The sequence below is a fragment of the Rhizobium favelukesii genome (assembly GCF_000577275.2).
Lineage (GTDB): Bacteria > Pseudomonadota > Alphaproteobacteria > Rhizobiales > Rhizobiaceae > Rhizobium > Rhizobium favelukesii.
In genome coordinates, this window is sequence record NZ_HG916855.1 from 669,029 (window position 1) to 692,910 (window position 23,882).

Here is a 23,882-nt window from a genome sequence, read left to right on the forward strand (position 1 = left end):
GTCAATTTTAGGGCGATCATAGGATGGTTCAGAAACAGTCAGCCACGGTTCTCGCACAGCTTTGCCGTATGGCACGACGATGACATCATAATTTTGGGCTTCTTATTGATTTGACAATAAAATGTGCTGACCTATTTTTCAAAAACGAGCTATATCTCGAACTGTAGAGAATGTCTCCAATTCGCCGGGTTGCCGCGTCGGCAAAGCCGGTTTCAGGGGAGGTATCTGCCATGAACATGGAACTGTCGCGGCGCCAGTTTCTCGCGGTGGCCGGCGCAGGTGTTGCAAGTACGGCGCTCGGAGCTTTTGGCTTTGCAGACGTCGAAGCAGCCCATGCCGAAGCGATCCGCGCTTTCAAGCTCGTAAATACCACCGAAACCCGGAACACCTGTCCATACTGCTCTGTCGCATGCGGCATCATCATGTATTCGAAGGGTGACCTGAAAAAAGGCGAGCAGGCAGAGATCATCCATATCGAGGGCGATACCGACCATCCCACAAATCGCGGTACGCTCTGTCCGAAGGGCGCAGCGCTTTTGCATTTCGTCAAGGCCGAGACGCGTCTGAAGTATCCGATGATGCGCAAGCCCGGGTCGGACAAGTTCGAGCGCATTTCCTGGGATGATGCGCTGAACCGCATCGCGCGACTGATGAAGGACGACCGCGACGCCAATTTCGTCGAACGGAACGCTGCCGGCCTTCCGGTGAACCGATGGACGACGACCGGCTTCCTCGCCGCGTCTGCGACAACGAATGAGACGGCGTGGGAGACCTATAAGGTTGTGCGCAGCGCCGGAATGCTGGTCTTCGACAATCAGGCGCGTGTCTGACACGGCCCTACGGTAGCCAGTTTGGCTCCAACATTCGGCCGTGGCGCAATGACCAACTCCTGGACCGACATCAAGAACACCGATCTTGTTGTCATCATGGGCGGTAACGCCGCCGAAGCACACCCTTGCGGGTTCAAGTGGGTTACGGAGGCGAAAGCCAATCGCGGCGCAAGGCTGATCGTCGTCGATCCGCGGTTTACCCGTTCGGCCTCGGTCGCCGATCTTTATGCGCCGATCCGTCAGGGAACGGATATCGCTTTCCTCCTCGGCGTCATTAACCACTGCATCGGCAACGACAAGGTGCAGTGGGGCTATGTCAAGGCCTTCACAAACGCGGCTTACATCGTCAAGGACGGCTTCGCCTACAAGGACGGGCTCTTCACCGGGTATGACGAGGCAAAGCGCGGCCATGATATGTCCAGCTGGGATTATGTGATCGGTGACGACGGCTATGCCGTGGTTGACGACACGCTGAATAATCCGCGCTGCGTATGGAACCTCCTAAAGGAACATGTTTCCGCCTATACGCCGGAGATGGTGGAGCGCATCTGCGGCACGCCGAAGGACAAGTTCCTGAAGGTAGCCGAAATGGTTGCGGAATGCTCGTCACCGACCAAGGTGATGACCTCGATGTACGCGCTCGGCTGGACGCAGCATTCCAAGGGCTCGCAGAACATCCGCGCCATGGCGATGCTGCAACTGATCCTCGGCAATATCGGGATGCGCGGCGGCGGTATGAATGCGCTGCGCGGCCACTCCAACATCCAGGGCCTCACGGACGTCGGATTGATGTCGAACCTGTTGCCCGGCTATATGACGCTGCCGAACGAGAAGGAAGTGGATTTCGACACCTACATGTCGACGCGCGGCTTCAAGCCGCTCCGTCCGAACCAGATGAGCTACTGGCAGAACTACAGGAAATTCTTCGTGAGCTTCCTGAAGGCGATGTGGGGTTCGGCGGCGACGCCGGAAAACACGTTCGCCTACGACTGGCTGCCGAAGCTCGACGTGCCCGGCTATGACGTCCTGCGTGCTTTCGAACTCATGAACCAGGGCAAGATGACGGGCTATATTTGCCAAGGGTTCAATCCGCTTCTCGCTATTCCAAACCGGGCGAAGGCGACCGCGTCCCTGTCGAAGCTCAAATTTCTCGTCACAATGGATCCGCTGGACACCGAAACTGCACGATTCTGGGAGAATCACGGCGAGTTCAACGATGTCGATTCTTCGCAGATCCACACGGAGGTCATCCAATTGCCTTCGACCTGCTTTGCCGAAGATGAGGGTTCGCTGACGAATTCCAGCCGTTGGCTGCAGTGGCACTGGCCGGGGGGCACGCCTCCTGGCGAAGCCAAGACCGACAACTGGATCATGGCGCAGATCCACGTGCGCCTGAAGGAGCTCTACCGCAAGGAAGGTGGGAAATTCCCCGATCCGATCATCAATCTCGATTGGGCATACGCCGATCCGGACGAACCGGCCGCGGAGGAACTCGCCAAGGAGATCAACGGGCGGGCGCTTGCCACCGTGTACGACACGGCAGATCCTGCCAAGGTTGTGGCCGAGGCAGGCAAGTTGGTGCCGAGCTTTGCCGCACTTCGCGACGACGGCTCGACGTCCTCAGCATGCTGGATCTATTCCGGCTGCTTCAACGAGAACGGAAACAACATGGCCCGGCGCGACACGTCGGACCCGGACGAGACCGGCGCCTATCTGAAATGGGCGTTCTCCTGGCCTGTCAATCGCCGTATTCTCTATAACCGAGCATCGGCGGACCTGTCCGGCAAGGCATGGGATCCGAGCCGCAAGCTGATCGAATGGGATGGTGCAAAGTGGTCGGGTTATGATGTGCCGGACATCGCGCCGACGGCCAAGCCTGCCGATGTCGGGCCGTTCATCATGAACCCGGAAGGCGTCTCGCGCCTTTTCACCAGGACGATGATGCGCGACGGGCCGTTCCCAGCTCACTACGAGCCATTCGAATCGCCCGTTGCCAATCTTGTTGCCCCGGCAGTGCGCGGCAATCCCGCGGCGCGGGTGTTTGAGGACGATTTCAAGCAATTTGCCGAGCCAGCCTCCAAGGAGTTTCCGTATGCGGCGACGTCTTATCGCCTCACCGAGCATTTCCACTACTGGACGAAGCATGTGTGGGTGAATGCCGTGCTGCAGCCGGAATTCTTCGTCGAGATATCGGAGGAGCTCGCGGTGGAAAAAGGCATCGCCAAAGGCGGCTGGGTGCGCGTCTGGTCCAAGCGCGGCTCCGTCAAGGCCAAGGCGGTCGTGACCAAGCGGATCAAGCCCTTGATATGCGACGGCAAGCCCGTCCATGTCGTGGGCATCCCATTGCATTGGGGCTTTACCGGCGCCGCGAAAAAAGGTTTCGGTCCAAATTCGCTGACACCTTTCGTCGGCGACGCAAACATAGAGACGCCTGAATACAAGGCGTTCCTGGTCAACATAGAGCCCATCGCCGGGCCGGTGGCATAGGAGACGGCAGCCATGTTCCGTCCTGTTCCAAATCCCACTGTTGCGCCTGAGAGCCCTAGATTCGGCGAGCGGGATCTCATCCGCCGTTCGGCCTCAAGCGTGACGCCGCCGGTAGAGCGCCAGACCGAGGTGGCGAAGCTGATCGATGTCTCCAAATGCATCGGCTGCAAGGCCTGCCAGTCGGCCTGCATTGTGTGGAACGACACGCACCCGGAGATCGGCGTCAACACTGGCGTCTACGATAATCCGCATGACCTGACACCTGACATGTTCACGCTCATGCGCTTCACCGAATGGGAAAATCCCGAGACTAACAATCTGGAATGGCTGATCCGCAAAGACGGCTGTATGCATTGCGAAGATCCAGGCTGCCTCAAGGCCTGCCCGGCGCCAGGCGCAATCGTGCAATATTCGAACGGCATCGTCGATTTCGTCCACGAAAACTGCATTGGTTGCGGCTACTGCATCAGAGGATGCCCGTTCAATATTCCGCGTATCTCCCAGGTCGATCACACCGCCTACAAATGCACGCTCTGCTCCGACCGCATCGCCGTCGGCCAAGGTCCCGCCTGCGCCAAGGCCTGTCCGACGCAGGCCATTGTCTTCGGCACGAAGGAGGAAATGAAGCAGCACGCAGAAGGGCGGATCACCGATCTCAAGTCCCGCGGCTATGCCAATGCCGGCCTTTATGATCCGCCCGGCGTCGGCGGCACACATGTCATGTACGTGCTGCACCACGCCGACCAGCCGGAAATTTATGCCGATCTGCCGAATAATCCGAGGATAAGCCCGGTCGTCGAGGCCTGGAAGGGGGTCACGAAATATGCCGGGCTCGCTGTCATGGGTGTGGCAGCCGTCGCCGGCCTCGTTCATTATCTGGTCAACGGACCAAACCAGGTTTCCGAGGAGGACGAAGAGGCGGCGGAGAGACTGACGGGAGACGGTTCCTCATGAGCTCGAACACAAACGACGATATGGCAAAAGGCGACAGCGTCCACCCCGGTAAGCCCGTCACGGTCGATCGCTATACCGCAGGAGCAAGGATCAACCACTGGATCACGGCGGCAAGCCTCGTGCTCTTGGCGCTCTCCGGCATGGCGCTGTTCCATCCGAGCCTGTTCTTCCTGACCGCGCTCTTCGGCGGCGGTCCCTTGACGCGCATCATTCATCCATGGATTGGCGTTGTTCTCTTCTTCAGTTTTCTCGGCCTTTTCCTGCGTTTCTGGAAAGCCAACCTTTGGAGGCGGGAAGACAGCAACTGGCTCGCGCACGGCCGCGATGTTCTGGCCGGCCATGAGGAGCGCGCGCCGGAGGTCGGTAAATACAATGCCGGTCAAAAGGTCGTGTTCTGGTCAATGTCGATCTTGATCATCGTCCTGATAACAACGGGCACCACAATCTGGGACCAATACTTTGCCGGCTATACCACGATCGAGCTGAAGCGATGGGCGGTCTTGTCGCATTCAATCGCAGCCGTCGTCATCATCAATGTGTGGATCATTCATGTCTATTCAGCCTTGTGGGTACGCGGTACGATACGGGCAATGACGCGCGGCTCTGTGACAGGTGGGTGGGCGTGGCGGCATCATCGCAAATGGCTGCGTGAACTGGTCACCAGGTCAACAGGGAAAAAATCGGGGGGTACGCCCGCCGAATGACCGGGCGTTACGGTCTGCATCACGTGGCCCGTGCGGTTCGTGAGGGAGTGTCATGAAAGGCAAAAGCGCGGTTGTGCCGGATCCAACGGCAATTGGAGACGTATCATCGCCACCGTTTGCGCGTCTTCCAGATCCCGCTTTACTCTTTTTGGCCAGGTCGAAACGTCTACGTCAGTTGGCTGAAGTCAGCATCCTGGCGCCATACCTGGTTTTCCTCGCGCAGCTCTTTGAGGCCCAACACCATATCCAAGCGGATCTGCCCCTTCCGGAACATCCGGATCCCGAGTCGATCAAGCGTGTGCGGGAGTTTGAAATGCCGCCGCTCGACCGCGACACGATAGAAGTCGACGGAACGATCAGCGCGATATTCGACGGCCTCTTTGCAGCTGTCGATACCATCGAAAAACCGGCTGCTGCCGCCGAGGCGCTTGGCCGCGTCACCAGGACCGATGCCGGACAACGCATGTCCATGGCGCGAGCCGTATTCTCCGGCGCGTTGCCGGCGGATGCGATTGCCGAGCATGTGTTCGTCTGGGCTGCACTTCAGGTGCATTTTGCTCGGCTCGCGTCAGTTCTCGACGCGGCAATGCTGGTGCCTGTGGCCGATGGCCTGTGTCCTGCATGTGGCAGCGGGCCGGTGTCGTCCATGGTCGTCGGCTGGCCGGGCTCGCATGGCGCAAGGTACTGCTCATGTTCGCTTTGCGGAACATTGTGGCACTATGTCCGGGTCAAATGCACACTTTGCGGCTCCACCAAAGGGATCGGCTATCAGGAGATAGAAGGGCAGGGCGGGGCCGTCAAAGCCGAAACCTGTGATGAATGCCAGGGCTGGTCGAAGATAATCTATCAGAACACAGAGCCGGCGGCCGATCCGGTCGCCGACGATGTGGCAAGTCTCAATCTGGACCTTCTGATGCGCGAAGGCCCGTATCGCCGGGGTGGATTTGCGCCGCTTCTGGCCGGCTTTTGAGGTGGGAGAGATGGACGCCAGTGCTAACCTGCGGGAGATTTCATCGGTCGACCAAATCCTGAAAACGGCTCCTGCTGGCGCCGCGATCGAATGTTTCGGGCGAATCGCGGTCACGCAGGCCATTCGAGCTATCCTTTGTGAAACGAGGGAGAAGGTACGCCAGGGAAAGGACGTCCCATCGCGCGAGGAAATTGCGGCGGCGGCGTTTTCGAGGCTCGACGCCAACGACCGCCCGATGCTTCGCTCCGTCTTCAACCTGACCGGGACGGTCCTCCATACCAATCTGGGCAGGGCCATCCTCGCGGAAGCAGCAGTCGATGCCGCGGCAGCGGCTATGCGCGAGGCTGTCGCGCTCGAATTCGATCTTAACAACGGCAAGCGCGGCGAACGGGATGATCATCTGCGCGCGCTGATCTGCGAATTGACGGGCGCCGAAGATGCAACCGTCGTCAACAATAATGCTGCGGCCGTCCTTCTGGTGCTGAACAGCCTGGCGGCCGACAGGGAAGCCATCGTCTCGCGGGGCGAACTGATCGAAATCGGCGGGGCCTTCCGCATGCCGGACATCATGGAGCGCGCGGGTGTCCGTCTTGTCGAGGTCGGCACCACGAACCGCACCCATGCCAGGGACTACAGGGATGCCATCGGCCCCGATACGGGCTTGATACTGAAGGTCCACACGTCGAACTATCGAATAGAGGGTTTTACCAAAGAGGTCGGAGCGCGCGAACTTTCGGGGATCGCCCACGACAAGGGCGTGCCGCTGATCAACGATCTCGGTTCCGGTACCCTGGTCGATCTGGTCCGTTTTGGGCTCGCATACGAACCCACCGTTCGCGAGGCGATCTGCGAGGGTGCCGATGTCGTCACCTTTTCAGGCGACAAGCTTCTCGGCGGGCCACAGGCCGGCTTCATCGTCGGGCGCCGGACACTCATCGAGACGATCAACAAGAACCCGATGAAACGCGCGCTGCGGGTCGATAAGATAAGGTTGGCCGCTCTCGAAGCGACACTGAAACTTTATCGCGATCCGGAGCGCCTGGGCGAGCGCCTCCCCGTCATGCGACTGCTCACACGTTCTCAGCTTGAAATCAAGACGCAGGCGGAACGGCTGGCACCTGTCGTCAAGGGCCTGCTGAAGGCCGCTGTCCACGTATCTGTCGTTGCTTGCGAAAGCCAGATCGGCTCCGGCGCCCTGCCGCTGTCCTGCGTGCCCAGCGCGGGGCTTGCGCTGACGCCGATCGAAGGCAGCGGCAGCGCGCTCGCAGAACTGACGTCTTCGTTCAGACGGCTGCCGATCCCGGTCATTGGTCGAATCGAACGCGGATCGCTGGTGCTGGATCTGCGCTGTCTCGAAGATGAGGAGAGTTTTGCGGCTAATTTGATGAGCCTCCCCGCCGGTCAGGGGAGGGTCTGATGAACCTTTTTAGCCGCTTCCTGCGAAAGCCAGCCGGGAATGCAGTCCGCTTCGAGGCGCAGATGAACGCGGCGCTCGCCGCTGCGCGGCGCGGTGATTACAAAGCGGCCCTCACCATCTGGGAGCCTCTCGCAAGAGCGGGAAACGCACGGGCGCAAAACAATATCGGCGCATGCTTCGTGGAAGGACTGGGCGTCGTCCAGGATGCTGATCTTGCTTGTCACTGGTTGACATTGTCGGCGGAGGCGGGCGACCGGCTTGGCCAGCGCAACCTAGCCTCTTTATTATTCAGGGGAGAGGGCATCCAACCGGACTATGGGCGGGCGGCGGCGCTCTATCGAGCGGCGGCTGAACAGAATGACAGCGAAGCCCAGGATATGCTGAGCTGGATGCTGCTCGAGGGCGATATTATCGAGCCTGATTTTGAAGAGGCTCGCCGATGGGCGCTTGCGGCTGCGAAAAACGGCTCTGCCGCTTCGATGACGCGGCTCGGTATGCTTTATCACAATGCCCTGGGCGTGCCGCGCAATCCCGTCGAGGCGGTCTATTGGTGGCGGCTTGGCGCTACCGCTGGCGACGCTGATGGACAGGCCATGCTCGGCGCGGCCTGTTATCTCGGAAACGGCATTGCCCGCGACTTGATCGAAGCCTTCGCATGGTTGCTGCGGGCGCGCGCTGGCGGCAGCGCGCTCTCAGCAGCGTTCTTCGATGCCGTTCGCGCGTCGCTCAATACGGATGAACTGGCGCTGGCCGAACGCCGCGCAGCTCTGCCGTTGTCGGAAATCGCCGATCCTCCCGCAGATAACCGAGAGGGGGAGTAGTAATGATCGTCGGCACTGCAGGACATATCGATCATGGCAAGACATCCCTCGTCCGGGCGCTGACCGGCATCGACACGGATCGGCTGAAAGAGGAAAAGGCTCGCGGCATCTCGATCGATCTGGGCTTTGCCTATATGCCCGTGAATGGCGCGCAGATACTTGGCTTTGTCGATGTACCGGGCCACGAGAAATTCGTTCACACGATGCTTGCCGGTGCAAGCGGCATCGACTTCGTCCTGCTGGTGGTCGCGGCCGATGACGGCATCATGCCGCAGACGCGCGAACATCTCGCCATTGTCAATCTTCTCGGCATCGAGCATGGCATTGTTGCTTTGACCAAAGCCGATCTTGTGCCGGAAGACCGTCTCGTCGAGGTCGAAGTCGCCGTGCGAAACGAGCAAGCCCCCTTAACGCTCGGCAATACCCCAGTCATCGCCGTCTCGACGGTTTCAGGCCGGGGTATCGGAGCTCTGCGCGATGAGATCGTCAATGCCGCACGCAGGTTCACGCCGCATCAGGCGTCGGGGCGCTTTCGTCTGGCCGTCGATCGTTCCTTCACAATTCAGGGGACGGGCACAGTCGTAACCGGAACAGTCCTGTCAGGCACGGTATCGGTCGAGGATCATGTCGCCGTAAGCCCTTCCGGCCTTGTCGCAAGGGTGCGCTCGATCCATACGCAGAACCGGCCAAGCGAAAACGGCCGCGCGGGCGATCGTTGCGCCCTAAACCTCGTTGGCCAGGGGATCACGAAAACGGCCATCAATCGCGGTGATATGGTGTGCGAGCAAAGCCTGCATGCTCCGACGGGCCGCATCGACGCGACACTGCGTGTGCTCTCTTCAGAGGCAAAACCCATCGGTCATTGGTTCCCCGTCCGGCTTCATCACGCATCGGCAGAGGTCGGTGCCCGTATCGTCGTGCTTGCCGAGGAAGCAGCCATCCCAGGAACAGATACCTTTGTGCAGCTCGTGCTGGACAGTCCGATCGCAGCCGCGGTCGGTGACCGTTACATCATCCGCGATACCTCCGCACGGCGCACCATCGGCGGAGGCCGGTTCCTGGATTTACGCGCACCGGCACGCAAGCGCCGGACGCCGGAACGGATGGCTCAACTTCAGGCGCAGACGTTGGTTGCACCTGAGCGCGCGTTCGAGGCGTTGCTCGCGGTGCATCCGTTTTATGTCGACATTGCCGCTTTCGCCCGCGACAGGGCAATTGCCACAGCAGATGCCAGCGCCGTGGCCGCATCGCTGGGAACGGTGCCGTTGTCCATCGATGACACGGCGCTCGCTATGTCGCCTGATCGCTGGGAGAAATTCCATAGCAACCTTTGGAGCCGGCTTGAGAGGTTCCATGTGGAGAACCAGGATCTGCCGGGAATGGGCATCGAGCTGTTGCGGGCTGGGCTCGAGGTGCGCTTGCCCATCCCGGCATTTCGCGCAGCCCTGCAGAACCTCGTCCGCGCGGGAGAGATCGTGCTGGATGGCGCTTGGGTCCGGCTTTCGGGACATCAAGTGACGATGACATTGGCCGACGAGCGGCTGTGGGACAGGATTGAGCCGCTGCTCGGCGGGGCAGCGCGGTTCCGTCCTCCGAGGGTTCGCGATATTGCCGCATTGCTGGCGGTCCCCGAGCAACAGACACGTCGGCTGCTGAAACTCGGCGGCCGCATGGGCAAGGCGCATGAAGTAGCACAGGATCATTTCTTCCTGCGCGAGGCAGTTGCGGAGATGGTTGCAATCATTGCCGAGATCAGTTCTGGCGCCGAGGGGGGCTGGTTCACCGCAATGCAGTTTCGCGACCGTGTCGAAAATGGCCGCAAGGTCGCGATCCAGATCCTCGATTTCTTCGATCGCCATCGCGTTACGCTGCGTCGCGGCGATCTCCGCCGCGTCGACCAAAACCGTCTGGACCTGTTCGGCAATATGTCGAATAGTATCGCCGGCGACGGTGTCGTTTCTGGAGGAGATACGTCCCCGGTGGGGCGTCCGGACTTCAAATCCGGGAGGGGCCGAGAGACGGTCTTTCGTGGGTTCGACTCCCACTCTCTTCCGCCAAGTATCCGCCTTATATAATTGATATCATTTCATATTTTAAAGAGCATAAGTAGGCGTCCGCACTTTTCTCCCCACTCCATTTTGCCCCTGAGATAGCTTTTGGTGGGATGACACGGCCGCATCGTTCGCGAAGCGCGACAGCGCCTTTCGTTTCAGACTGCCGGCAAATCGTTGATGACATCGGCGGCCAATTGCAGGTCTGTTGCCGCCGCGTCAAAGTCGATTTTGCCTCCTGAATGACACCAGAAGCTAGCCAGCGCCTTCACTTTGAAGCCTTCCACTGTATGAACCTGAATTGCCTCGATCAGTTCCACGAGGTTACTGCTGGCCTCGGTACGCAGCCCTATAGGCTTCCTCGTCCGCGTCGCAGGAACGGAAATTGGTGCTCGACGTCCCACATCGCTTTCAGCCCTTGAGCAGTCTGAGCTCTGCGTCATTCATCACATCGTCAACGGCTTTCCAGTGCGCGATGATGTCTTCGTGCGTTGTGTCTGTGTAGTGTGGATGCGCGCGATCGAACTTGGTCAGCAGTTCATCGAGCGACGTCTCTGCGTAGAATACCCACGAGAGCCGAGATCGCGGACGACGGTCGATTTTCTTGCTGCCAGGGACTTTGGTCCGTCTGGTGAGCCGTGCAGATTAGCGTAATCTGTCCTTGTTCTGACCGCTGGGGACCAGGACAAGAAGGGAAGCTTTCGCCCCATGCGACAGCCACGTTGCAGCAATATCCCGCCGAGGGCTTCCCTTTCGATCAGGCTCCTGAGATGGCGGTTTCATCGTTCATTTCGAAGTAAAGGCAGCGCTCGGCTTGGCACGACGACGACGTGAATGCGACCATTGCCACACTGTTCGAGGACATCCGTCATCTGCGTCTCTTGGCTTTGGCCGAGGGAGCGATGAGCCGCGGCATGACGCGCGGCTGGAGGTCAAAGTATAAACGCTCAGGCGAAGCACGACCGCCATTTGCCGCCCCACCGCAGGAACATTTACGACCGGTGTACGTTGACACTATTCACCCGCAGTTTTGGCGCGGGCAACGTGAGGGAGGTTATCATGAAAGTCAGCCACTGCATGACCACAGACGTTCAGATCGCCGATCCGGAGCAGACATTACGGGATGTCGCCCTGATCATGGGACGTCTTGATGCCGGCGTTCTCCCGGTGAGTGAGAATGACAGGCTGGTCGGCATGATCACCGATCGCGACATCGCAATTCGTGGCGTGGCGGAGGGCAAAGGCCCCGAGGCAAAGGTTCGCGATGTGATGAGTATCAAGGTTAGATACTGCTTCGATGATGAAGATGTTGAAGACGTGCTTCACAACATGGGTGATCTTCAGATACGGCGCTTGCCAGTACTGAACCGAGACAAGCGCCTCGTCGGCATCATCTCGCTTGGCGACCTCGCCACCAAGAGCGAGGCCACCGAAACGGGTAAGGCACTGAGCGGCATCTCACAACGCGGCGGCGAACATTCGCAGACAGCGCATTGACGGTTGGCGGCAGCCATCTGCAAAGGCCAACACCAGTCAGCTGCCACCTGTCACCTCAAGCGCCTCGCGCCGTTGCATCAACGGCACCGGGCGCGACATCTACGAATACCACTATTGCTGCGCAAGGAAGGCTGTGCGCGCGAAGGGCGGCCGGGCACATCAACGGCTGGTGCGATTGAAACGTGTCCTCGCCATCACGCTCAAGACGCGACAAGCTTTAGCGAAACGCTCGAAACGGTTCAGACAAACCGAGCCAACTCTGCCTTTCGCAGTGGCGACTGTCCTGCGCTATTTTAGAGGATCCGGCTGCTGAATTACCGCAGGCGGCTCCTCGCTTCCTTTGCCGCCTTCCTGTATGAACGGCTTTATCAGCGGTATCGCCAATATGGATCCGACCATTAGTCCGATAATCAATATCAACAGGATTCGCATACGATGTGCTCCCAATCTTCGCCCGATTCCGACGACGATCATCTCACTGCGTTGAGCCTCAGCGTCTTCTGATATTCGCCAGAAACAGTCTCGCAAGTCGCCAAATCGCCATGTCTTCGCTTCGCTGTTCGGGTCTCTTGCTCTGATGAAACTCCCCTGCTTTCTATTTCGACACCGCCCTTTGTCGGGGCGAGGAAAAACCCTGCTATGGTCATGTCGCCACCGATGAGACGCTGGATATGTAGCGCGTAACCCAGAAAGATCGCGGCGACGATGGCGGTTATCTGGCACCATGCGGACGCGGCGGAAAGGCGACGACCGGGTCGAGAGCCGGGCCTGCGGATAGCGAGCGGGGATTATTCAACCAGCGCAACTGCGTCAATCCCTGCAGGGATAAGCATGGGGTATGACCGGTCAGGGCCGCATGCCACCACACGTTCAACTGCGCCGGTTGGCCGGGTAATCTCGTCGCTTGCTGCTACTCCCATCCCGAAGGGGGGATCTTTTCGCAAAGCTGCTCTTAGGAGTTCGACGATCCTTGGTGGCCATTTTGATTTATCTCGCCCCGAAACTTGGCGGTCAAGGCATCTGCATAGGCGATCGCCGGGGTAAGACACAGACCGTCGCGGCATTGCCGCAAGCACTGGTACCAGTTGCAAACAGAGTCATTCAATCCGCAAAAAAGCCGAATCAAGAAACCAAGTGATTTTGAATTGCAACCTGCAATACTCGAGCCGGGCATTACTTGGTCAGAGTATAAATTATTTTATTCATATTATAATTATTAACCATCTTTCATTATCTGTTTATTCACGAGTGCTCTCTTCTGACAAAGCGAGACATGAGCTCAACGGCGCTCGGCCGGTGTCCCCGGATAACGCTCATTGTTGCAGCATCGCGCAATTGGTTGCTTGCGCGATTATTTGCGCTTGGAGGATTGCGAATGACGTTTCGATTTGGCATCGGCCCCCGCCTTTATACAGCTTTTGGTTTCCTGCTGCTGCTGATGATTGGCTTGACCGTCTTTTCCATTTCAAAGATGAACTTTGTCGACCACGATCTCGTGCAGATCAACGAGGTCAATAGCGTCAAGCAACGCTTCGCCATCAATTTCCGGGGTAGCGTTCATGATCGGGCCATTGCCATTCGCGATGTCGTTTTGCGCGATGAGCCAGCCGCGCGTCAGACCGCGATCGATCTGATTGCAAAGCTTGCTGCGACGTATGCCGAAAACGAGCAGAAGATGAATGCGATGATTTCTGTCCCAGGCGCTGCGAGCGAACCCGAGAAGGCGATCATTGCGGAAATCGCCGACGTCCAGTCCAAAACCAATCCAGTTGTCGCAGATATCATCGCGCGCCAGATGTCAAACGACCCGGTGCAAGCCAAGCAGATGCTGATCGAGCAGGCAACGCCTCTCTTCGTCAACTGGCTCAAGGCCATCAACAAGTTCATCGACTATCAGGAAAACTTGAACAAGTCTGTTGGCAGTGGCGTCAGCGTCGTCGTCGCAGGCTTCCAGACGCTGGCGCTGGGCTCGTTGGGAGGCGCTGTGCTTATGGCTATTGCCGCCGCGTTCCTCGCGACCCGCTCGATCACCGTGCCGATGGCCAAGCTGCAGATCGCCCTGCGGCGGATGGCAGAGGGCAACAACGAAAGCACCAGCGATATCGAGGCCCGCAGCGACGAGGTCGGCGATTTGGCGAAGGCCGTTGGCGCCGTGCGCCAAGCCGTGACCTCGCAGGCCGAGGCGCGCGCCGCTGCCGACGCTCGCCGGACCGCTGATGAGAACGCGCGGCTTGAAGCAACCGCGACGGAACGCGAGGCGCTATCGGCGCAGACGAACGATGCCGTTCGCCAGCTCGGCCAGGCGCTTGAGGAAATGGCCGCCGGCAATCTTGATATCCGTCTCGACAATCCGTTTGCCGTATCTCTCGATATGCTGCGCCTCAACTTCAACAACTCCGTAGAGAAGCTTCAATCTGCGTTGAAGACGATCAGTGACAACGCTTTGTCGATCGATGCCGGTGCCCGCGAGATCAGCGAAGCTTCCAATGATCTGGCAAAGCGCACCGAACAGCAGGCGGCATCGATTGAACAGACCGCCGCAGCGCTCGATGAGATTTCGACGACGGTCAATGGTTCGACCCGTCGCGCGGAAGAGGCCGGCAACCTTGTTGCACGAACACGCACGAATGCCGAGCGTTCCGGCGAAGTCGTGAAGCGTGCGGTCGCCGCGATGAGCCAGATCGAAGGTTCCTCGAACGAGATCAACAATATCATCAGCGTCATCGATGACATTGCATTCCAGACCAACCTGCTGGCACTGAACGCCGGCGTTGAGGCTGCACGTGCCGGAGAGGCGGGCAAAGGCTTTGCAGTCGTCGCCCAGGAAGTTCGCGAACTGGCTCAACGCTCCGCCAATGCCGCCAAGGAAATCAAGCAACTGATCAGCAATTCCGGCGTTCAAGTGCGTTCCGGCGTGACCCTGGTCGGCGAGACCGGTACGGCGCTGACGGAGATCGTCGGCGAAGTGCAGGAAATCAACCGTCACGTGAGCTCAATCGTCGAGGCTGCGAAGGAACAGTCCACGGCGCTGAAAGAAATCAATGCCGCGGTGAATTCGCTCGATCAATCCACGCAGAAGAACGCGGCGATGGTCGAAGAGACATCCGCAGCCAGCCATAAGCTGGCTGACGAAGCAGGTTCGCTGACAAGCCAGCTGTCAAAATTCCGCTTTCAAGGCTCTGCCGGGGCGGCGCAATCTGCCTACGCACCGAAAGCGCCACAGAGAAACGCTCCAGCGGCAATGGCACGCAAGGTCGCGACAGCTTTTGCTGGCGGTGCGGCTGCTGAAGATTGGCGCGAATTCTAAAATAACCGAGCAACCCGCTACAAAGTGCCGCGACCGTCAATGTTGCGGCACTTTTTCGTTCGGATTTTCGTCATTGCCATTGTGGTGGGCTCGGCTGCGAACACGGCCGTCTGTTATACCCTCGGGATCACAAACGATCTTCTCTTGGAGCGTTTCGTGTGGCAGGGACACGACGAGCCGCCGAGTATCGACGTCGATTCCGAGCACGAGGCGCCGCGAGGACGTGATCCTATGATCCATAACCCTTACATGCATCAGAAGGCGGCTTTTTTCGCGGAAGGAGACGGACTTGGCTGACAATGGCGCACCATTGCTTCCTTCCTTGCTCCTTATCACCGCCTTGTTCGCGTCCGCACCGACCATGGCATCGTGGAGCATCGAGAATGATCGCTCTACGTCAGACAAGCACGGCCTCTTTGAAATCCGTCAAGAGGCTAGGCGCTTCATCTCGAAGGAGAACGCCAAGGGGCTTCAGCAATGGGACGTATTGGAGCCCAACCTGAAGACATTCGTCCCGCGCTGCGCTGTCCCCCTCAAGGCACAGTGGACGCCGAAGAGTTTCGGCCTCTCGCGACGCAGCGTGATGGTGATATGCACTGCCGCGATTGCGAATGTTGCGATGGAAAACTGGTCTGTACACGTGCCTGTACGGCCGAAGTAGGACGTCGACCGAATGATCGGCTTGGATATCGGCCTATCTTCCAAATCTTGTCAGGTTTGCCGGCGAGAAGAATTTCAAAACTTTCTTGGCCGAAGTCAAGCGTTCGATAACCCAGCGGACCGAACTCGTGATCCAGATAGCCGTCGAGCGGGCCGGAATAAAATACATGTGCAATGTGCTCTTTCTGCGCCCGGAGAAATTGCGTGTTGAGGCTCACATTGATGTTGGGATGGTCAAGAATCTGGCTCACCATGTCCCAACTGAATGCCAACCTTGAAATGAGCCCTCCGCTTTTCGCATAGCGAAAGCCTGCCCTGCAAATAAAAGCCTATGCATTAGGCAAAACGGGTTTATATATAAATCGATCGAATCGATGCATCTCCTCCCGTGTCGCTTCGATTTGCAGACGCTCTTATCCTCCTCCCAAGATCGTCTGCGGGAACGGCAGCACTCCTCCTCCCAGCTGCTGTTCGGGTCTTTATTCGAAAGCCTGCCGCACCTCCTCCCGCGGCAGGCTTTTTCGTTTTCGGAGCAAGTGGGCTTACCTCTATGCACGTCCGGATGGTGACCGCCTCATCTGGTCTTTCGTGACGTGACGCGACGCACATTGGAAGACGCGAATGTCGATACCGCGGAGAACGACCCGCGCTTGATCGCCCCATGGGCGAAGCTGACACACGTTAAATCGTCGCTCAAGGAGACACAAAACGCTGAGGGGAGGTCGGCGAACCTTTCAGCAATAGCGAGCATCCGCGCACCGACGAGAGCTGTCGCCCTCAAAAAGGGGATGGACGTTCTCAGCAATGCGAGCTCCACCCGCTATCGCGCGGCAGTCGCTTGCTCACTTCCGAGTCGGACATATCTCTCAGCCGACCTGCTCCACTGCCAGAGTGCCTGCTGAAAGCGGCTTGATCAGAGACGTTGCGGAGATCGTCGGATCGAGCCAGTCGGCCCAGGCGTTGCGCTCGAGGATAACGATCTGCCGATCGTGGTATGGGGCAATATCCGGACCGGGCTCCATCGTCAGCATTGTGAAGGCTTGGCCCACCTCCGGCGTCTCTCGCCAGATGGCGGCTATGCAGAAAATCGGTTCATTTTTTTTGGTGAACAGCCATTTGTCCTTGCGCTTTTTCTTCGGATCCTCGGGTTCCGTGAATTCGTAAAAGCCGTCGGCGACAATCAGGCAACGATGGGAGTTGAACTCCCGGCCTTCTGACCGGAAATTATATACCGGCCGCTTGTTTTGACCCGGCCAACTCCATCGCCGCTGCACGAGTTCGACCTCGTCGCGCACGCCGTCGATCGTTCTGACGATGGGGCCGATATCGGTGATCTTGATGTCCTCGCGGGCTTCGAGGTTCGGTGTGCCTTCGCCGAAACGGATCTTGATCTTAAGCTCCGCGAAGTCCTCGACGATCGAGGCGACATCGACCATCAGCCTATAATCATTGCACATTGGTCCTCCATTTTGCTGTAAACATGTGACCCGAAACCAAACCGATTGAGTTGCAACTCATGCTCGGATTGCACCCCTCCAGGAGAACCAGCAACTGTTCGGTTTGGTGGGTCGCAAAGCCAGCACTCGCCAATCCTTTTGATCAGTGTGGCTTGCCGTGCGTGAATGGCGGCTCCATCCCGAACGCGCTGCAGAACCATCTGAAGTTCTTGCAGGCATCTCCCGAGATTAACAGCTTTCTATCAGTCGTCATACGATGGCAGTTAGGCGATTGCCCGCGACTGCCTTGCTGATGGTTCGACGCCCCGCTCGACGAGCGGCACGCCGTCCTTGCGGCCCGGCCGATCGCCGTTATTTCGAGACGCGGCTCCAAGCGTTCGGTGTCCGCCGTGAAGAAAGCTGGCGCTAGCGTAGGAATGCCGGCTGCCAATGCAGGCGCGCTTTTTCATGATCGACGGCGCTCGTGCGGCCGCTGCGCTCGGATCACTACCTGCATCTCGGTGATCCGTTCTCTCAGCGGCCGCGGCCTCTTTCATGCCGCTCCTTTTGACGATTGCTAACGAACCATCGGAAACGCCCGCGGTTCCATATCCGATCGGGCTAGCATCGTGACGGATACGAGCCTATGCCCCGCACTCGACCGGAGTCGGCGCACTCGCGCTTTTGATGACCGTATTTGGGAGGCCGACCAACGGGGATGAGACGCTGCCGTCCCGGGAGCCATTCTGAATAAAAGGTCCCCGGATGTCTTTTCGATCGGTGAACGTCCCGCCGGCGAGGTGCTAATCCGCTTTCTGGTTTAAATTATTGGAACAAATAGGGGTTCTCAGGGTTCTCGAACCGCGACAACAAGACCAATGACACGAGAGGCAACCCCATGAAGAAGTTGGCAATTCTAACCATCGGCATGCTTCTGGCTGCAGGCGCATCCTTCGCCCAGAGCGAGACGCCGTCGACATCGCAGACCACGCCTGCAATCGCCACCGGGCCAAATCCGGGCGCTCCTGTCGCTGGCAAGAACAGCTTCACGGAAGCCCAGGCAAAGTCTCGGATCGAGGAGGCGGGCTACAAGGACGTTACGGGTCTGAAGCTCGATGACCAAGGTGTCTGGCGCGCCACCGCCAGCAAGGACGGCAAGCAGACCGGCGTCTCCCTGGACTTTCAGGGTAACGTGACGATGGCCAAGTAACCAGCAACACGATCGAGGAAAACGATAATGAAAACGGTCACTGGACTTTATGACAGCTACGACGACGCCCGCTCCGCTGTGAAAGCGCTCGAGGACGCAGGCATTCCATCCGACGACATCAGCATCGTGAGTAATAAATCGGACGGCGTCGACGTCGAAGGGCAGGGAAGCTATGCCGCCGAAGGTGCAGGTAGCGGGGCAGGCCTCGGCGCTTTAGCTGGTGCCGCTGGCGGTTTGCTAGCCGGGCTTGGAATGCTCGCGATCCCGGGCGTGGGACCCGTTGTCGCAGCGGGTTGGTTAGCTGCAACGGTTGCGGGAGCTGCGGGTGGCGCGGTCGCCGGTGGCGCGGTTGGCGGACTAGTGGGCGCAATGGTCAGCTCGGGCGTCCCCGAAGAGGATGCGCACTTCTACGCTGAGGGTATTCGCCGAGGTGGCTCCGTGGTGACCGCGCGCGTCGATGATGGCCGTGCAGCGGAGGCCAAAGCAATCCTTGATAGTTCGCGGGCCGTCGACATCGCCAACCGCCGCGCGCTGTATGCGGAAGAGGGGTGGACCCGCTTCGATGAGGCGGCCGATCCTTATACTGCGCAACAGATCGCAGCAGAACGTGCACGGTATCGTTCCCGCCTTTAGAAGTTTATGGTCCGCCAGGTTCTTGCGTCTGGCGGACATTCTCAGCTGCCCTGAGGTCAGTTCCAACCACGAGCCCGCTGCGTCCATGGTGCCTGGCAAAGCGATGGCGTAGGGCGCCTGGCGGCTTAGTCATCACCGTCGCAATCCAGTTCATCAGCATTCAAAATACATCGTTTGCCTTGTTTCCACCGGGGCGCATGGTCCGGGACCAGACCCTTGCCCTGACCGCTCTGTATAACCGGCGGCACCCAGCACCTGCTGCACAAAAATCATTGCGGTGCTGCTCGTTGCAACCGCGGTCGTTCTTGGAGCTGCCCACCATCCGATTGGAGCAACCCTTTTTGAGCGGCGGGCGCAGCGCGGGCGGTTGGTCGGGATCGAAATCGAACTCCTATCGCGTCTGTAAACGGCGGTCATTTGGCAAGCCCATCGCGGCGTGCGGTTAGATGTTCTTCAGAAGCCAGATTTTGCCCGCCATCGTTATCCCGTGAGCGGTTTCTTGCGCTGCGGAGACCGGATTAAGGCATTGCAGAAAGCCGAATTCTTTCAACTCTTGCAAAGTTGACGTGGTCAAAAATTTGACCTTTTGCGGCCGTTCCTTAAATCTGTCTGTCTTCGCATAGGTGACGGTGGCGTTCAGATGGGTCCATTTCTTGGCATCCGTTGGAAACAGATCTCCATCTTTGGCGAGTTTCAGACCCCTGATTTGCGCCGGCGTAAGCATGATCGTCTTCAATGTTCGGTCCTTGAAAAGTGTGAATGCGGTTGACGCGCCGCGATTTACACGGGCGGTCTGCTCAGATTTCCTGAATTAAGGGTTCGATGTTGCTTCGGATGCTTCGCGGAAGGATATCAGCTTCCCCCTCGTTTCATCCCACAGCACGAGCCTGACACATTGCAGGCTCTCCCATAGTGTTATGCGGCCGATGTCTGCCAGTTGAGGGTGGTCGCGCAATACTTCAGGAAGCCGGTAGTAGGGGATTCTGCTCGACAGGTGATGAACGTGGTGGATGCCGATATTGCCGGTGATCCATCGGAGCGCCGGCGGCAGATCGTAGTGGGACGCGCCGTGGAGTGCGGCTTCGGCAAATCGCCACGCCTTGCCTTTCGACCAGTGAGTTTCCTCGAACTGGTGCTGAACGTAAAAGAGCCACACACCCGCCGCTCCCGCCAACGTCACGATCGGGAGGTGGATCGCGAGAAAGGGAACAGGTCCGACAGCCCATATCATGGCGAGCGCCAGGGCGGTGATCGCGAGATTGGTCGCCATTGTGGAGATCCACGGCAACGGACCATCGGCCATCATCCCGAAGGGCAAGCGCTGCTTGAAAACGAAGAGCCAGGCGGGGCCGATGCCGAACATCACCAGCGGATGCCGGTAAAGGCGATAGCCGAGCCGCTTTAGGCGCGGGAGAGATCGATACTCGGCGACCGTCAGCGTGGTGATGTCGCCTGTGCCCCGCTCGTCGAGATTTCCTGCTGATGCGTGATGGGCGGCATGCGCCCGCCGCCAGTAGTCATAGGGGGTCAGCGTCAAAACACCAATGGCGCGCCCTGTCCAGTCGTCGAGACGCCTGCGGGCGAAGAACGAGCCGTGCCCGCAATCGTGTTGAATCATGAAAAGCCGTAATAGAAACGCGGACGCCGGAACGACCGATATCAGTCCGAGCCAGAATCCTTGGAAGAGCGAAATGGACGCGCAAGCCCAAAAGGCGGCGAACGGGACGACCGTAACCAGAAGCTCAAAGCCGCTCCGCCCGATGCGAGGCTGGCGGTATCTGGAAAGAACCTTCAGCCACGCTCGAACATTATCCTCAGTAGACTCGGCAGGCATGTAGACACTGCTTTCCATGAACTCGATCCGTCTTTCTGGCCTCCGGCCGCAGCGCCGCCGCAGCTTCGCGTAATTTGCCGGCTTCGGCCTGCCTTGAAAAATGTCAGGCTCTACGGGCCTTACGTGCCGCGTATCGACGGTCACGTTCCGCCTTGCGGGCCGCCTCATCGACGACATCCCGAGACATTTGATCGTTGATAACGGCTTGCCGGGCTTCTGCCTCGGCCCGTTCGTTGGCTTTTGCAGCAGCCGCCAGTGCCGCCGCTTCCATCAAAACACGCTCGTGTTCCGCCTTCTTTGATGCTTCGCGGTCGGCGCGACGCACTTGTCTGGCGGCAGCGATCGCTTCGCGTGCAGCAAGTCGTTCCCGCATCGCGGGATCTGTCGATTTCGGGGCAGACGCAAACTTCGTCAGAAGCTGCTTTTTGGCTTCCGCCGCAGAATTCCGCCGTTCGGCAAAGCCATTGTCGCTTTTGTGTCTCAACGTGTCTTCCTAGTTTGATTTTCAAAGGTCGGGAACAGAAAAGGGCATTCGTCGCGGTTCAACGGGCCTTACGACGAAAAAAAGGCCAGGCATGCGCCTGACCTTCTCAACTCGTGGCCCGCCATGCCGGTACATCCGCGGTCATGACACGCCCCTAAGCTCATGCGGCCTGGAGCTGGCCGGCGGACATCCTGCCCGACTTCTGGTCGCGCTCGACCTCGTAGCCGAGCTTCTGTCCTTCGACGATCGAGTCCAATCCGGCCCGCTCAACAGCAGAAATGTGAACGAACACATCCGCACTGCCGTCGTCGGGCTGAATGAAGCCAAAGCCCTTCGTGGCATTGAACCATTTAACTGTGCCAGCGGTCATCACAAACCCTTTCATAGCAACGTTGATCACCGCTGGGCGACGCACAGCGGCTAGTTTTCGACTTTTGAGAGGGGAAGTTCGTTACGAAGCGGCAAGCGCAGCAACAACAAATATCGGCAAAACAAAGTATCGATGCGCTCTAATACATGGGGGAGCCAGGGGCGTCAACCTTCCTCCAGCTGTCGTGGTCGCGGCGGCTAGCTGCTTGCCGTCGATGATGACTGTAATAGGTTCGCTCCCGCGTCACACGTATTCGGCGTACATGCGGGCAAGGTCGTCCCACAGGTTTTCGGCGAAGCCGCGCAGTAAGATGATTTCGAAGGCGTCTTCATCGACCCGCGTGATGTGGCCGATCAAGCGTCGGCGCGACAGCGCTTGACCTCGACACACCGATGAGGAGACCAAGGGCGGCCCTTACTTCACCGTGATGGCAATGCCGCTGAGATCGGCGTTGACTTGCAAGCCTACCTGCTTGCCTGAGAGTTCGAGTTGGGCGCCCTTGTCATTGGTCATGACGATCACCTGTGCCCCTTTGCCGACCGCGCCGCCACCGCCCGCCGCCCCGTAGACCCCCGTCACATCTCGGGCGCGGCGAATGTGTCGAACGGTACCTTGGAAATAGGTCTTAGAAGCCCCGAAAGCGAGGCCGCCCGAGATGCCGCCGACAGAGATGGGATAGCGGCGACCATGGAAGGTCAGCGTGCCCTCGCCTCCAGAACCACCCACAAAGAAGGCAGCCTTGTAGACTGAGAAGCTGATCGTACCGCTGTCGGCATGCGCGGAGCCGGCAACGCTGATTCCTGCTGCAGCGATAACCGCAGCCGCGACTGAACGAAATCTGGACGAAATCTTCATGATGAGAACTCCTCAAAATCGCCACTTACCCAGCCGGCCGGCCACGTCACCGTCGGATCAACGTGATAGCTCAACAGTCTGGCCCGTCATTAGTTCCAAGCACGCGGACTGAATCCGACTGCGAGAAAGACGAGGAGGGACATAATTCCCTGGCAAAGCGGCCGCTGCCAACGACGGTGGAAAACGATGGTTCCACAGCTGACGGTCGGCGTGGTCAGCCGACCACTTATCTTTCCAACCATTAAGCCCACGACAAGATGATATCGCCGAGCAGGCTATTCCCCTTGACCCAGGCGGTTCTCGTCGTCAATCACGATCAGTCGTGCTGGCGCGCGCTCAGTCCATTCCCAAAGAACGAGGTTCAGATCCTCCCGCGTCGCGCCCGGGGCGAAGCTTCTAACGAGCAGACCATGATAGCCGCCGGCGGCCAGCCGCCTGGCGAAGTCTCGCGTTCTGGCCTCGCCGCTTGCCTTCATCTGATCGCGCCATGTCGGGTCTGAAATCGCGGCGGCATCCATTCCTTTGGCCTGAAGCGCATCTTCGTCGCGACTGTCGTAGACGCTCTCGAAAGCAGCGTCATAGGAGACGAGCGTTGTCGGCTGCAGGTTGCCGACCTGATTGGCCTCGCGCAACGCAGTCATCACTGATAGCGACGTGTAGAGCGCCGGCATTCCCTTTGGGTTGAACCTTCCGCCATAGAGTTCGGCTCCCCGGCCCGAGAGTGGCTGGCGAGCATATATCGGGTTCAGTGCCCGATAGAGCTTACCTTCATATCGCATCAGCTGGGGCTACGCGTGGATGCCGGCGTCGACCGCGTCAATATAGTCGAGCACCTCATCCGCACGGCCATCGCGCACCAGTTGCATGGCGGTCTGGCCCGAGAAACCGGGCAGGGGCTCGGAGCGATACCACGCATAGGCCATCAGTCCCGAGCCGAAGCGCGGCTCGACCTTGTTGACGACCTCGATCATCTCGCGCAGGCGACGCTGGGTCTTGCCGGAGCGGATACGGTCCTTGCGCTGGATCGCGTCCTTGCCGAGTCCGGCGGTGCGGGCGATTTCTTCGCTGGTCGTGCGGAAAACGTCCGCGATTTTGCGCGGCGCAAACAGCCCGTTATCCGCATATTGAGCGAGTCCCATTTCTCTTGCCTTCGTTCCAGAATGCCAATCTCACTGACGATATATAGCGTCAGAAACAGCGGTGTTCAATCCGATAAGAGGCCAATGCGGAAGGAGGAAGGGGAAAGAGCTGGTTACAGATCGGCCAGACAACGGCGCTTGCGCTCAACCGCGGCCTGCCGGTAATCCCGTCCCCCTCGTCCTTTGCAGAGCTTCGAGCCCTGCTTGGTCAGCGGGGAATCGA

20 protein-coding genes, 1 tRNA gene and 4 pseudogenes are annotated in these 23,882 nt (G+C 58.9%); 14 read left to right on the forward strand and 11 right to left on the reverse strand.

Annotated features, from left to right (window positions below; translation table 11 throughout):
• Positions 1 to 230 precede the first annotated feature (230 nt).
• The 8 genes and pseudogenes from fdnG (at position 231) to LPU83_RS66760 (ending at position 10,240) form a co-directional block, all read left to right on the forward strand.
• Positions 231 to 3,317, forward strand: a complete 3,087-nt coding sequence (gene fdnG, locus LPU83_RS66725; RefSeq protein ID WP_082323284.1) for a formate dehydrogenase-N subunit alpha — start codon at positions 231 to 233, stop codon at positions 3,315 to 3,317.
• 12 nt (positions 3,318 to 3,329) lie between these two features.
• Positions 3,330 to 4,271, forward strand: a complete 942-nt coding sequence (fdxH, locus tag LPU83_RS66730; RefSeq protein ID WP_024315545.1) for a formate dehydrogenase subunit beta — start codon at positions 3,330 to 3,332, stop codon at positions 4,269 to 4,271.
• Entirely contained in the window at positions 4,268 to 4,975 is a 708-nt protein-coding gene (locus LPU83_RS66735; RefSeq protein ID WP_024315544.1) for a formate dehydrogenase subunit gamma, read from the forward strand. Before fdxH ends, LPU83_RS66735 begins: the two co-directional genes overlap by 4 nt.
• Positions 4,976 to 5,027: 52 nt before the next feature.
• Positions 5,028 to 5,945, forward strand: coding sequence for a formate dehydrogenase accessory protein FdhE (fdhE, locus tag LPU83_RS66740; RefSeq protein ID WP_024315543.1), 918 nt, complete (start codon positions 5,028 to 5,030; stop codon positions 5,943 to 5,945).
• Positions 5,946 to 5,955: 10 nt separating this feature from the next.
• A complete protein-coding gene (selA, locus tag LPU83_RS66745) occupies positions 5,956 to 7,362 on the forward strand; it encodes an L-seryl-tRNA(Sec) selenium transferase (RefSeq protein ID WP_024315542.1) in 1,407 nt (468 codons plus the stop codon).
• A 62-nt stretch (positions 7,363 to 7,424) separates the two neighbouring features.
• Complete coding sequence (locus tag LPU83_RS66750; RefSeq protein WP_063828723.1) at positions 7,425 to 8,183, forward strand: tetratricopeptide repeat protein; 759 nt, start codon at positions 7,425 to 7,427, stop codon at positions 8,181 to 8,183.
• Positions 8,184 to 8,185: 2 nt separating this feature from the next.
• Positions 8,186 to 10,015: pseudogene (selB, locus tag LPU83_RS66755) on the forward strand (selenocysteine-specific translation elongation factor); the annotation flags it as partial.
• A gap of 129 nt (positions 10,016 to 10,144) precedes the next feature.
• Positions 10,145 to 10,240 (forward strand) — tRNA-Sec (locus tag LPU83_RS66760).
• A 152-nt stretch (positions 10,241 to 10,392) separates the two neighbouring features.
• Here LPU83_RS66760 and LPU83_RS66765 read toward each other — a convergent pair.
• Positions 10,393 to 10,554: a hypothetical protein gene (locus LPU83_RS66765; RefSeq protein ID WP_157997394.1), complete on the reverse strand. Its 162-nt coding sequence runs from the start codon at positions 10,552 to 10,554 to the stop codon at positions 10,393 to 10,395.
• Between the two features lie 739 nt (positions 10,555 to 11,293).
• On the opposite strand from LPU83_RS66765, the gene LPU83_RS66770 reads away from it, so the two are divergent.
• From LPU83_RS66770 to LPU83_RS66785, 4 genes and pseudogenes are all read left to right on the forward strand, one after another.
• The gene (locus LPU83_RS66770) at positions 11,294 to 11,731 is read left to right on the forward strand and encodes a CBS domain-containing protein (RefSeq protein ID WP_024315539.1); all 438 of its coding nucleotides are present in this window, start codon (positions 11,294 to 11,296) and stop codon (positions 11,729 to 11,731) included.
• A gap of 1,375 nt (positions 11,732 to 13,106) precedes the next feature.
• Positions 13,107 to 15,038: a HAMP domain-containing methyl-accepting chemotaxis protein gene (locus LPU83_RS66775; protein WP_024315538.1), complete on the forward strand. Its 1,932-nt coding sequence runs from the start codon at positions 13,107 to 13,109 to the stop codon at positions 15,036 to 15,038.
• Positions 15,039 to 15,125: 87 nt separating this feature from the next.
• Positions 15,126 to 15,305, forward strand: a pseudogene (locus LPU83_RS74820) (hypothetical protein); the annotation flags it as partial.
• Between the two features lie 43 nt (positions 15,306 to 15,348).
• Positions 15,349 to 15,699: a hypothetical protein gene (locus LPU83_RS66785; protein ID WP_029710095.1), complete on the forward strand. Its 351-nt coding sequence runs from the start codon at positions 15,349 to 15,351 to the stop codon at positions 15,697 to 15,699.
• Positions 15,700 to 15,772: 73 nt separating this feature from the next.
• On the opposite strand, the pseudogene LPU83_RS66790 reads toward LPU83_RS66785, so the two are convergent.
• Both LPU83_RS66790 and LPU83_RS66795 read right to left on the reverse strand, forming a co-directional pair.
• Positions 15,773 to 15,952 (reverse strand): annotated as a pseudogene (locus LPU83_RS66790) (UDP-galactopyranose mutase); the annotation flags it as partial.
• A 612-nt stretch (positions 15,953 to 16,564) separates the two neighbouring features.
• On the reverse strand, positions 16,565 to 17,155 hold the full coding sequence (locus LPU83_RS66795) for an SOS response-associated peptidase (protein WP_024315536.1): 591 nt from the start codon (positions 17,153 to 17,155) through the stop codon (positions 16,565 to 16,567).
• Between the two features lie 907 nt (positions 17,156 to 18,062).
• Here LPU83_RS66795 and LPU83_RS66800 point away from each other — a divergent pair.
• The gene (locus tag LPU83_RS66800) at positions 18,063 to 18,344 is read left to right on the forward strand and encodes a PepSY domain-containing protein (RefSeq protein WP_225040157.1); all 282 of its coding nucleotides are present in this window, start codon (positions 18,063 to 18,065) and stop codon (positions 18,342 to 18,344) included.
• A gap of 27 nt (positions 18,345 to 18,371) precedes the next feature.
• Positions 18,372 to 18,977, forward strand: coding sequence for a general stress protein (locus LPU83_RS66805; protein ID WP_024315533.1), 606 nt, complete (start codon positions 18,372 to 18,374; stop codon positions 18,975 to 18,977).
• A gap of 442 nt (positions 18,978 to 19,419) precedes the next feature.
• On the opposite strand, the gene LPU83_RS66810 is transcribed toward LPU83_RS66805, so the two are convergent.
• The 8 genes and pseudogenes from LPU83_RS66810 to LPU83_RS66845 form a co-directional block, all read right to left on the reverse strand.
• Positions 19,420 to 19,701: a hypothetical protein gene (locus tag LPU83_RS66810; RefSeq protein ID WP_029710094.1), complete on the reverse strand. Its 282-nt coding sequence runs from the start codon at positions 19,699 to 19,701 to the stop codon at positions 19,420 to 19,422.
• A gap of 87 nt (positions 19,702 to 19,788) precedes the next feature.
• On the reverse strand, positions 19,789 to 20,829 hold the full coding sequence (locus LPU83_RS66815; protein ID WP_024315531.1) for a fatty acid desaturase: 1,041 nt from the start codon (positions 20,827 to 20,829) through the stop codon (positions 19,789 to 19,791).
• 85 nt (positions 20,830 to 20,914) lie between these two features.
• Positions 20,915 to 21,295 (reverse strand): DUF6481 family protein, encoded by a 381-nt coding sequence (locus LPU83_RS66820; RefSeq protein WP_024315530.1) that lies wholly within the window; start codon positions 21,293 to 21,295, stop codon positions 20,915 to 20,917.
• 160 nt (positions 21,296 to 21,455) lie between these two features.
• Entirely contained in the window at positions 21,456 to 21,665 is a 210-nt protein-coding gene (locus tag LPU83_RS66825) for a cold-shock protein (protein WP_024315529.1), read from the reverse strand.
• Between the two features lie 243 nt (positions 21,666 to 21,908).
• Positions 21,909 to 22,022: pseudogene (locus LPU83_RS66830) on the reverse strand (sarcosine oxidase subunit gamma family protein); the annotation flags it as partial.
• A gap of 57 nt (positions 22,023 to 22,079) precedes the next feature.
• Positions 22,080 to 22,520 (reverse strand): lipid-binding SYLF domain-containing protein, encoded by a 441-nt coding sequence (locus LPU83_RS66835; RefSeq protein ID WP_024315528.1) that lies wholly within the window; start codon positions 22,518 to 22,520, stop codon positions 22,080 to 22,082.
• A gap of 275 nt (positions 22,521 to 22,795) precedes the next feature.
• Positions 22,796 to 23,299: an RES family NAD+ phosphorylase gene (locus tag LPU83_RS66840; RefSeq protein WP_024315527.1), complete on the reverse strand. Its 504-nt coding sequence runs from the start codon at positions 23,297 to 23,299 to the stop codon at positions 22,796 to 22,798.
• Positions 23,300 to 23,308: 9 nt separating this feature from the next.
• Positions 23,309 to 23,659, reverse strand: a complete 351-nt coding sequence (locus LPU83_RS66845) for an MbcA/ParS/Xre antitoxin family protein (RefSeq protein ID WP_024315526.1) — start codon at positions 23,657 to 23,659, stop codon at positions 23,309 to 23,311.
• Positions 23,660 to 23,882: the final 223 nt, after the last annotated feature.

What these genes read in the sequence shown, in the direction of transcription:
- LPU83_RS66825 (WP_024315529.1), bottom strand. Translation starts at nt 21,665, where the DNA reads ATGACCGCTGGCACAGTTAAATGGTTCAATGCCACGAAGGGCTTTGGC.
- LPU83_RS66840 (WP_024315527.1), bottom strand. Translation starts at nt 23,299, where the DNA reads ATGCGATATGAAGGTAAGCTCTATCGGGCACTGAACCCGATATATGCT.
- LPU83_RS66845 (WP_024315526.1), bottom strand. Translation starts at nt 23,659, where the DNA reads ATGGGACTCGCTCAATATGCGGATAACGGGCTGTTTGCGCCGCGCAAA.
- LPU83_RS66835 (WP_024315528.1), bottom strand. Translation starts at nt 22,520, where the DNA reads ATGAAGATTTCGTCCAGATTTCGTTCAGTCGCGGCTGCGGTTATCGCT.
- selA (WP_024315542.1), top strand. Translation starts at nt 5,956, where the DNA reads ATGGACGCCAGTGCTAACCTGCGGGAGATTTCATCGGTCGACCAAATC.
- LPU83_RS66735 (WP_024315544.1), top strand. Translation starts at nt 4,268, where the DNA reads ATGAGCTCGAACACAAACGACGATATGGCAAAAGGCGACAGCGTCCAC.
- LPU83_RS66800 (WP_225040157.1), top strand. Translation starts at nt 18,063, where the DNA reads ATGCTTCTGGCTGCAGGCGCATCCTTCGCCCAGAGCGAGACGCCGTCG.
- LPU83_RS66805 (WP_024315533.1), top strand. Translation starts at nt 18,372, where the DNA reads ATGAAAACGGTCACTGGACTTTATGACAGCTACGACGACGCCCGCTCC.
- LPU83_RS66775 (WP_024315538.1), top strand. Translation starts at nt 13,107, where the DNA reads ATGACGTTTCGATTTGGCATCGGCCCCCGCCTTTATACAGCTTTTGGT.
- LPU83_RS66815 (WP_024315531.1), bottom strand. Translation starts at nt 20,829, where the DNA reads ATGGAAAGCAGTGTCTACATGCCTGCCGAGTCTACTGAGGATAATGTT.
- LPU83_RS66810 (WP_029710094.1), bottom strand. Translation starts at nt 19,701, where the DNA reads ATGCTTACGCCGGCGCAAATCAGGGGTCTGAAACTCGCCAAAGATGGA.
- LPU83_RS66795 (WP_024315536.1), bottom strand. Translation starts at nt 17,155, where the DNA reads ATGTGCAATGATTATAGGCTGATGGTCGATGTCGCCTCGATCGTCGAG.
- fdhE (WP_024315543.1), top strand. Translation starts at nt 5,028, where the DNA reads ATGAAAGGCAAAAGCGCGGTTGTGCCGGATCCAACGGCAATTGGAGAC.
- LPU83_RS66770 (WP_024315539.1), top strand. Translation starts at nt 11,294, where the DNA reads ATGAAAGTCAGCCACTGCATGACCACAGACGTTCAGATCGCCGATCCG.
- fdxH (WP_024315545.1), top strand. Translation starts at nt 3,330, where the DNA reads ATGTTCCGTCCTGTTCCAAATCCCACTGTTGCGCCTGAGAGCCCTAGA.
- LPU83_RS66750 (WP_063828723.1), top strand. Translation starts at nt 7,425, where the DNA reads ATGAACGCGGCGCTCGCCGCTGCGCGGCGCGGTGATTACAAAGCGGCC.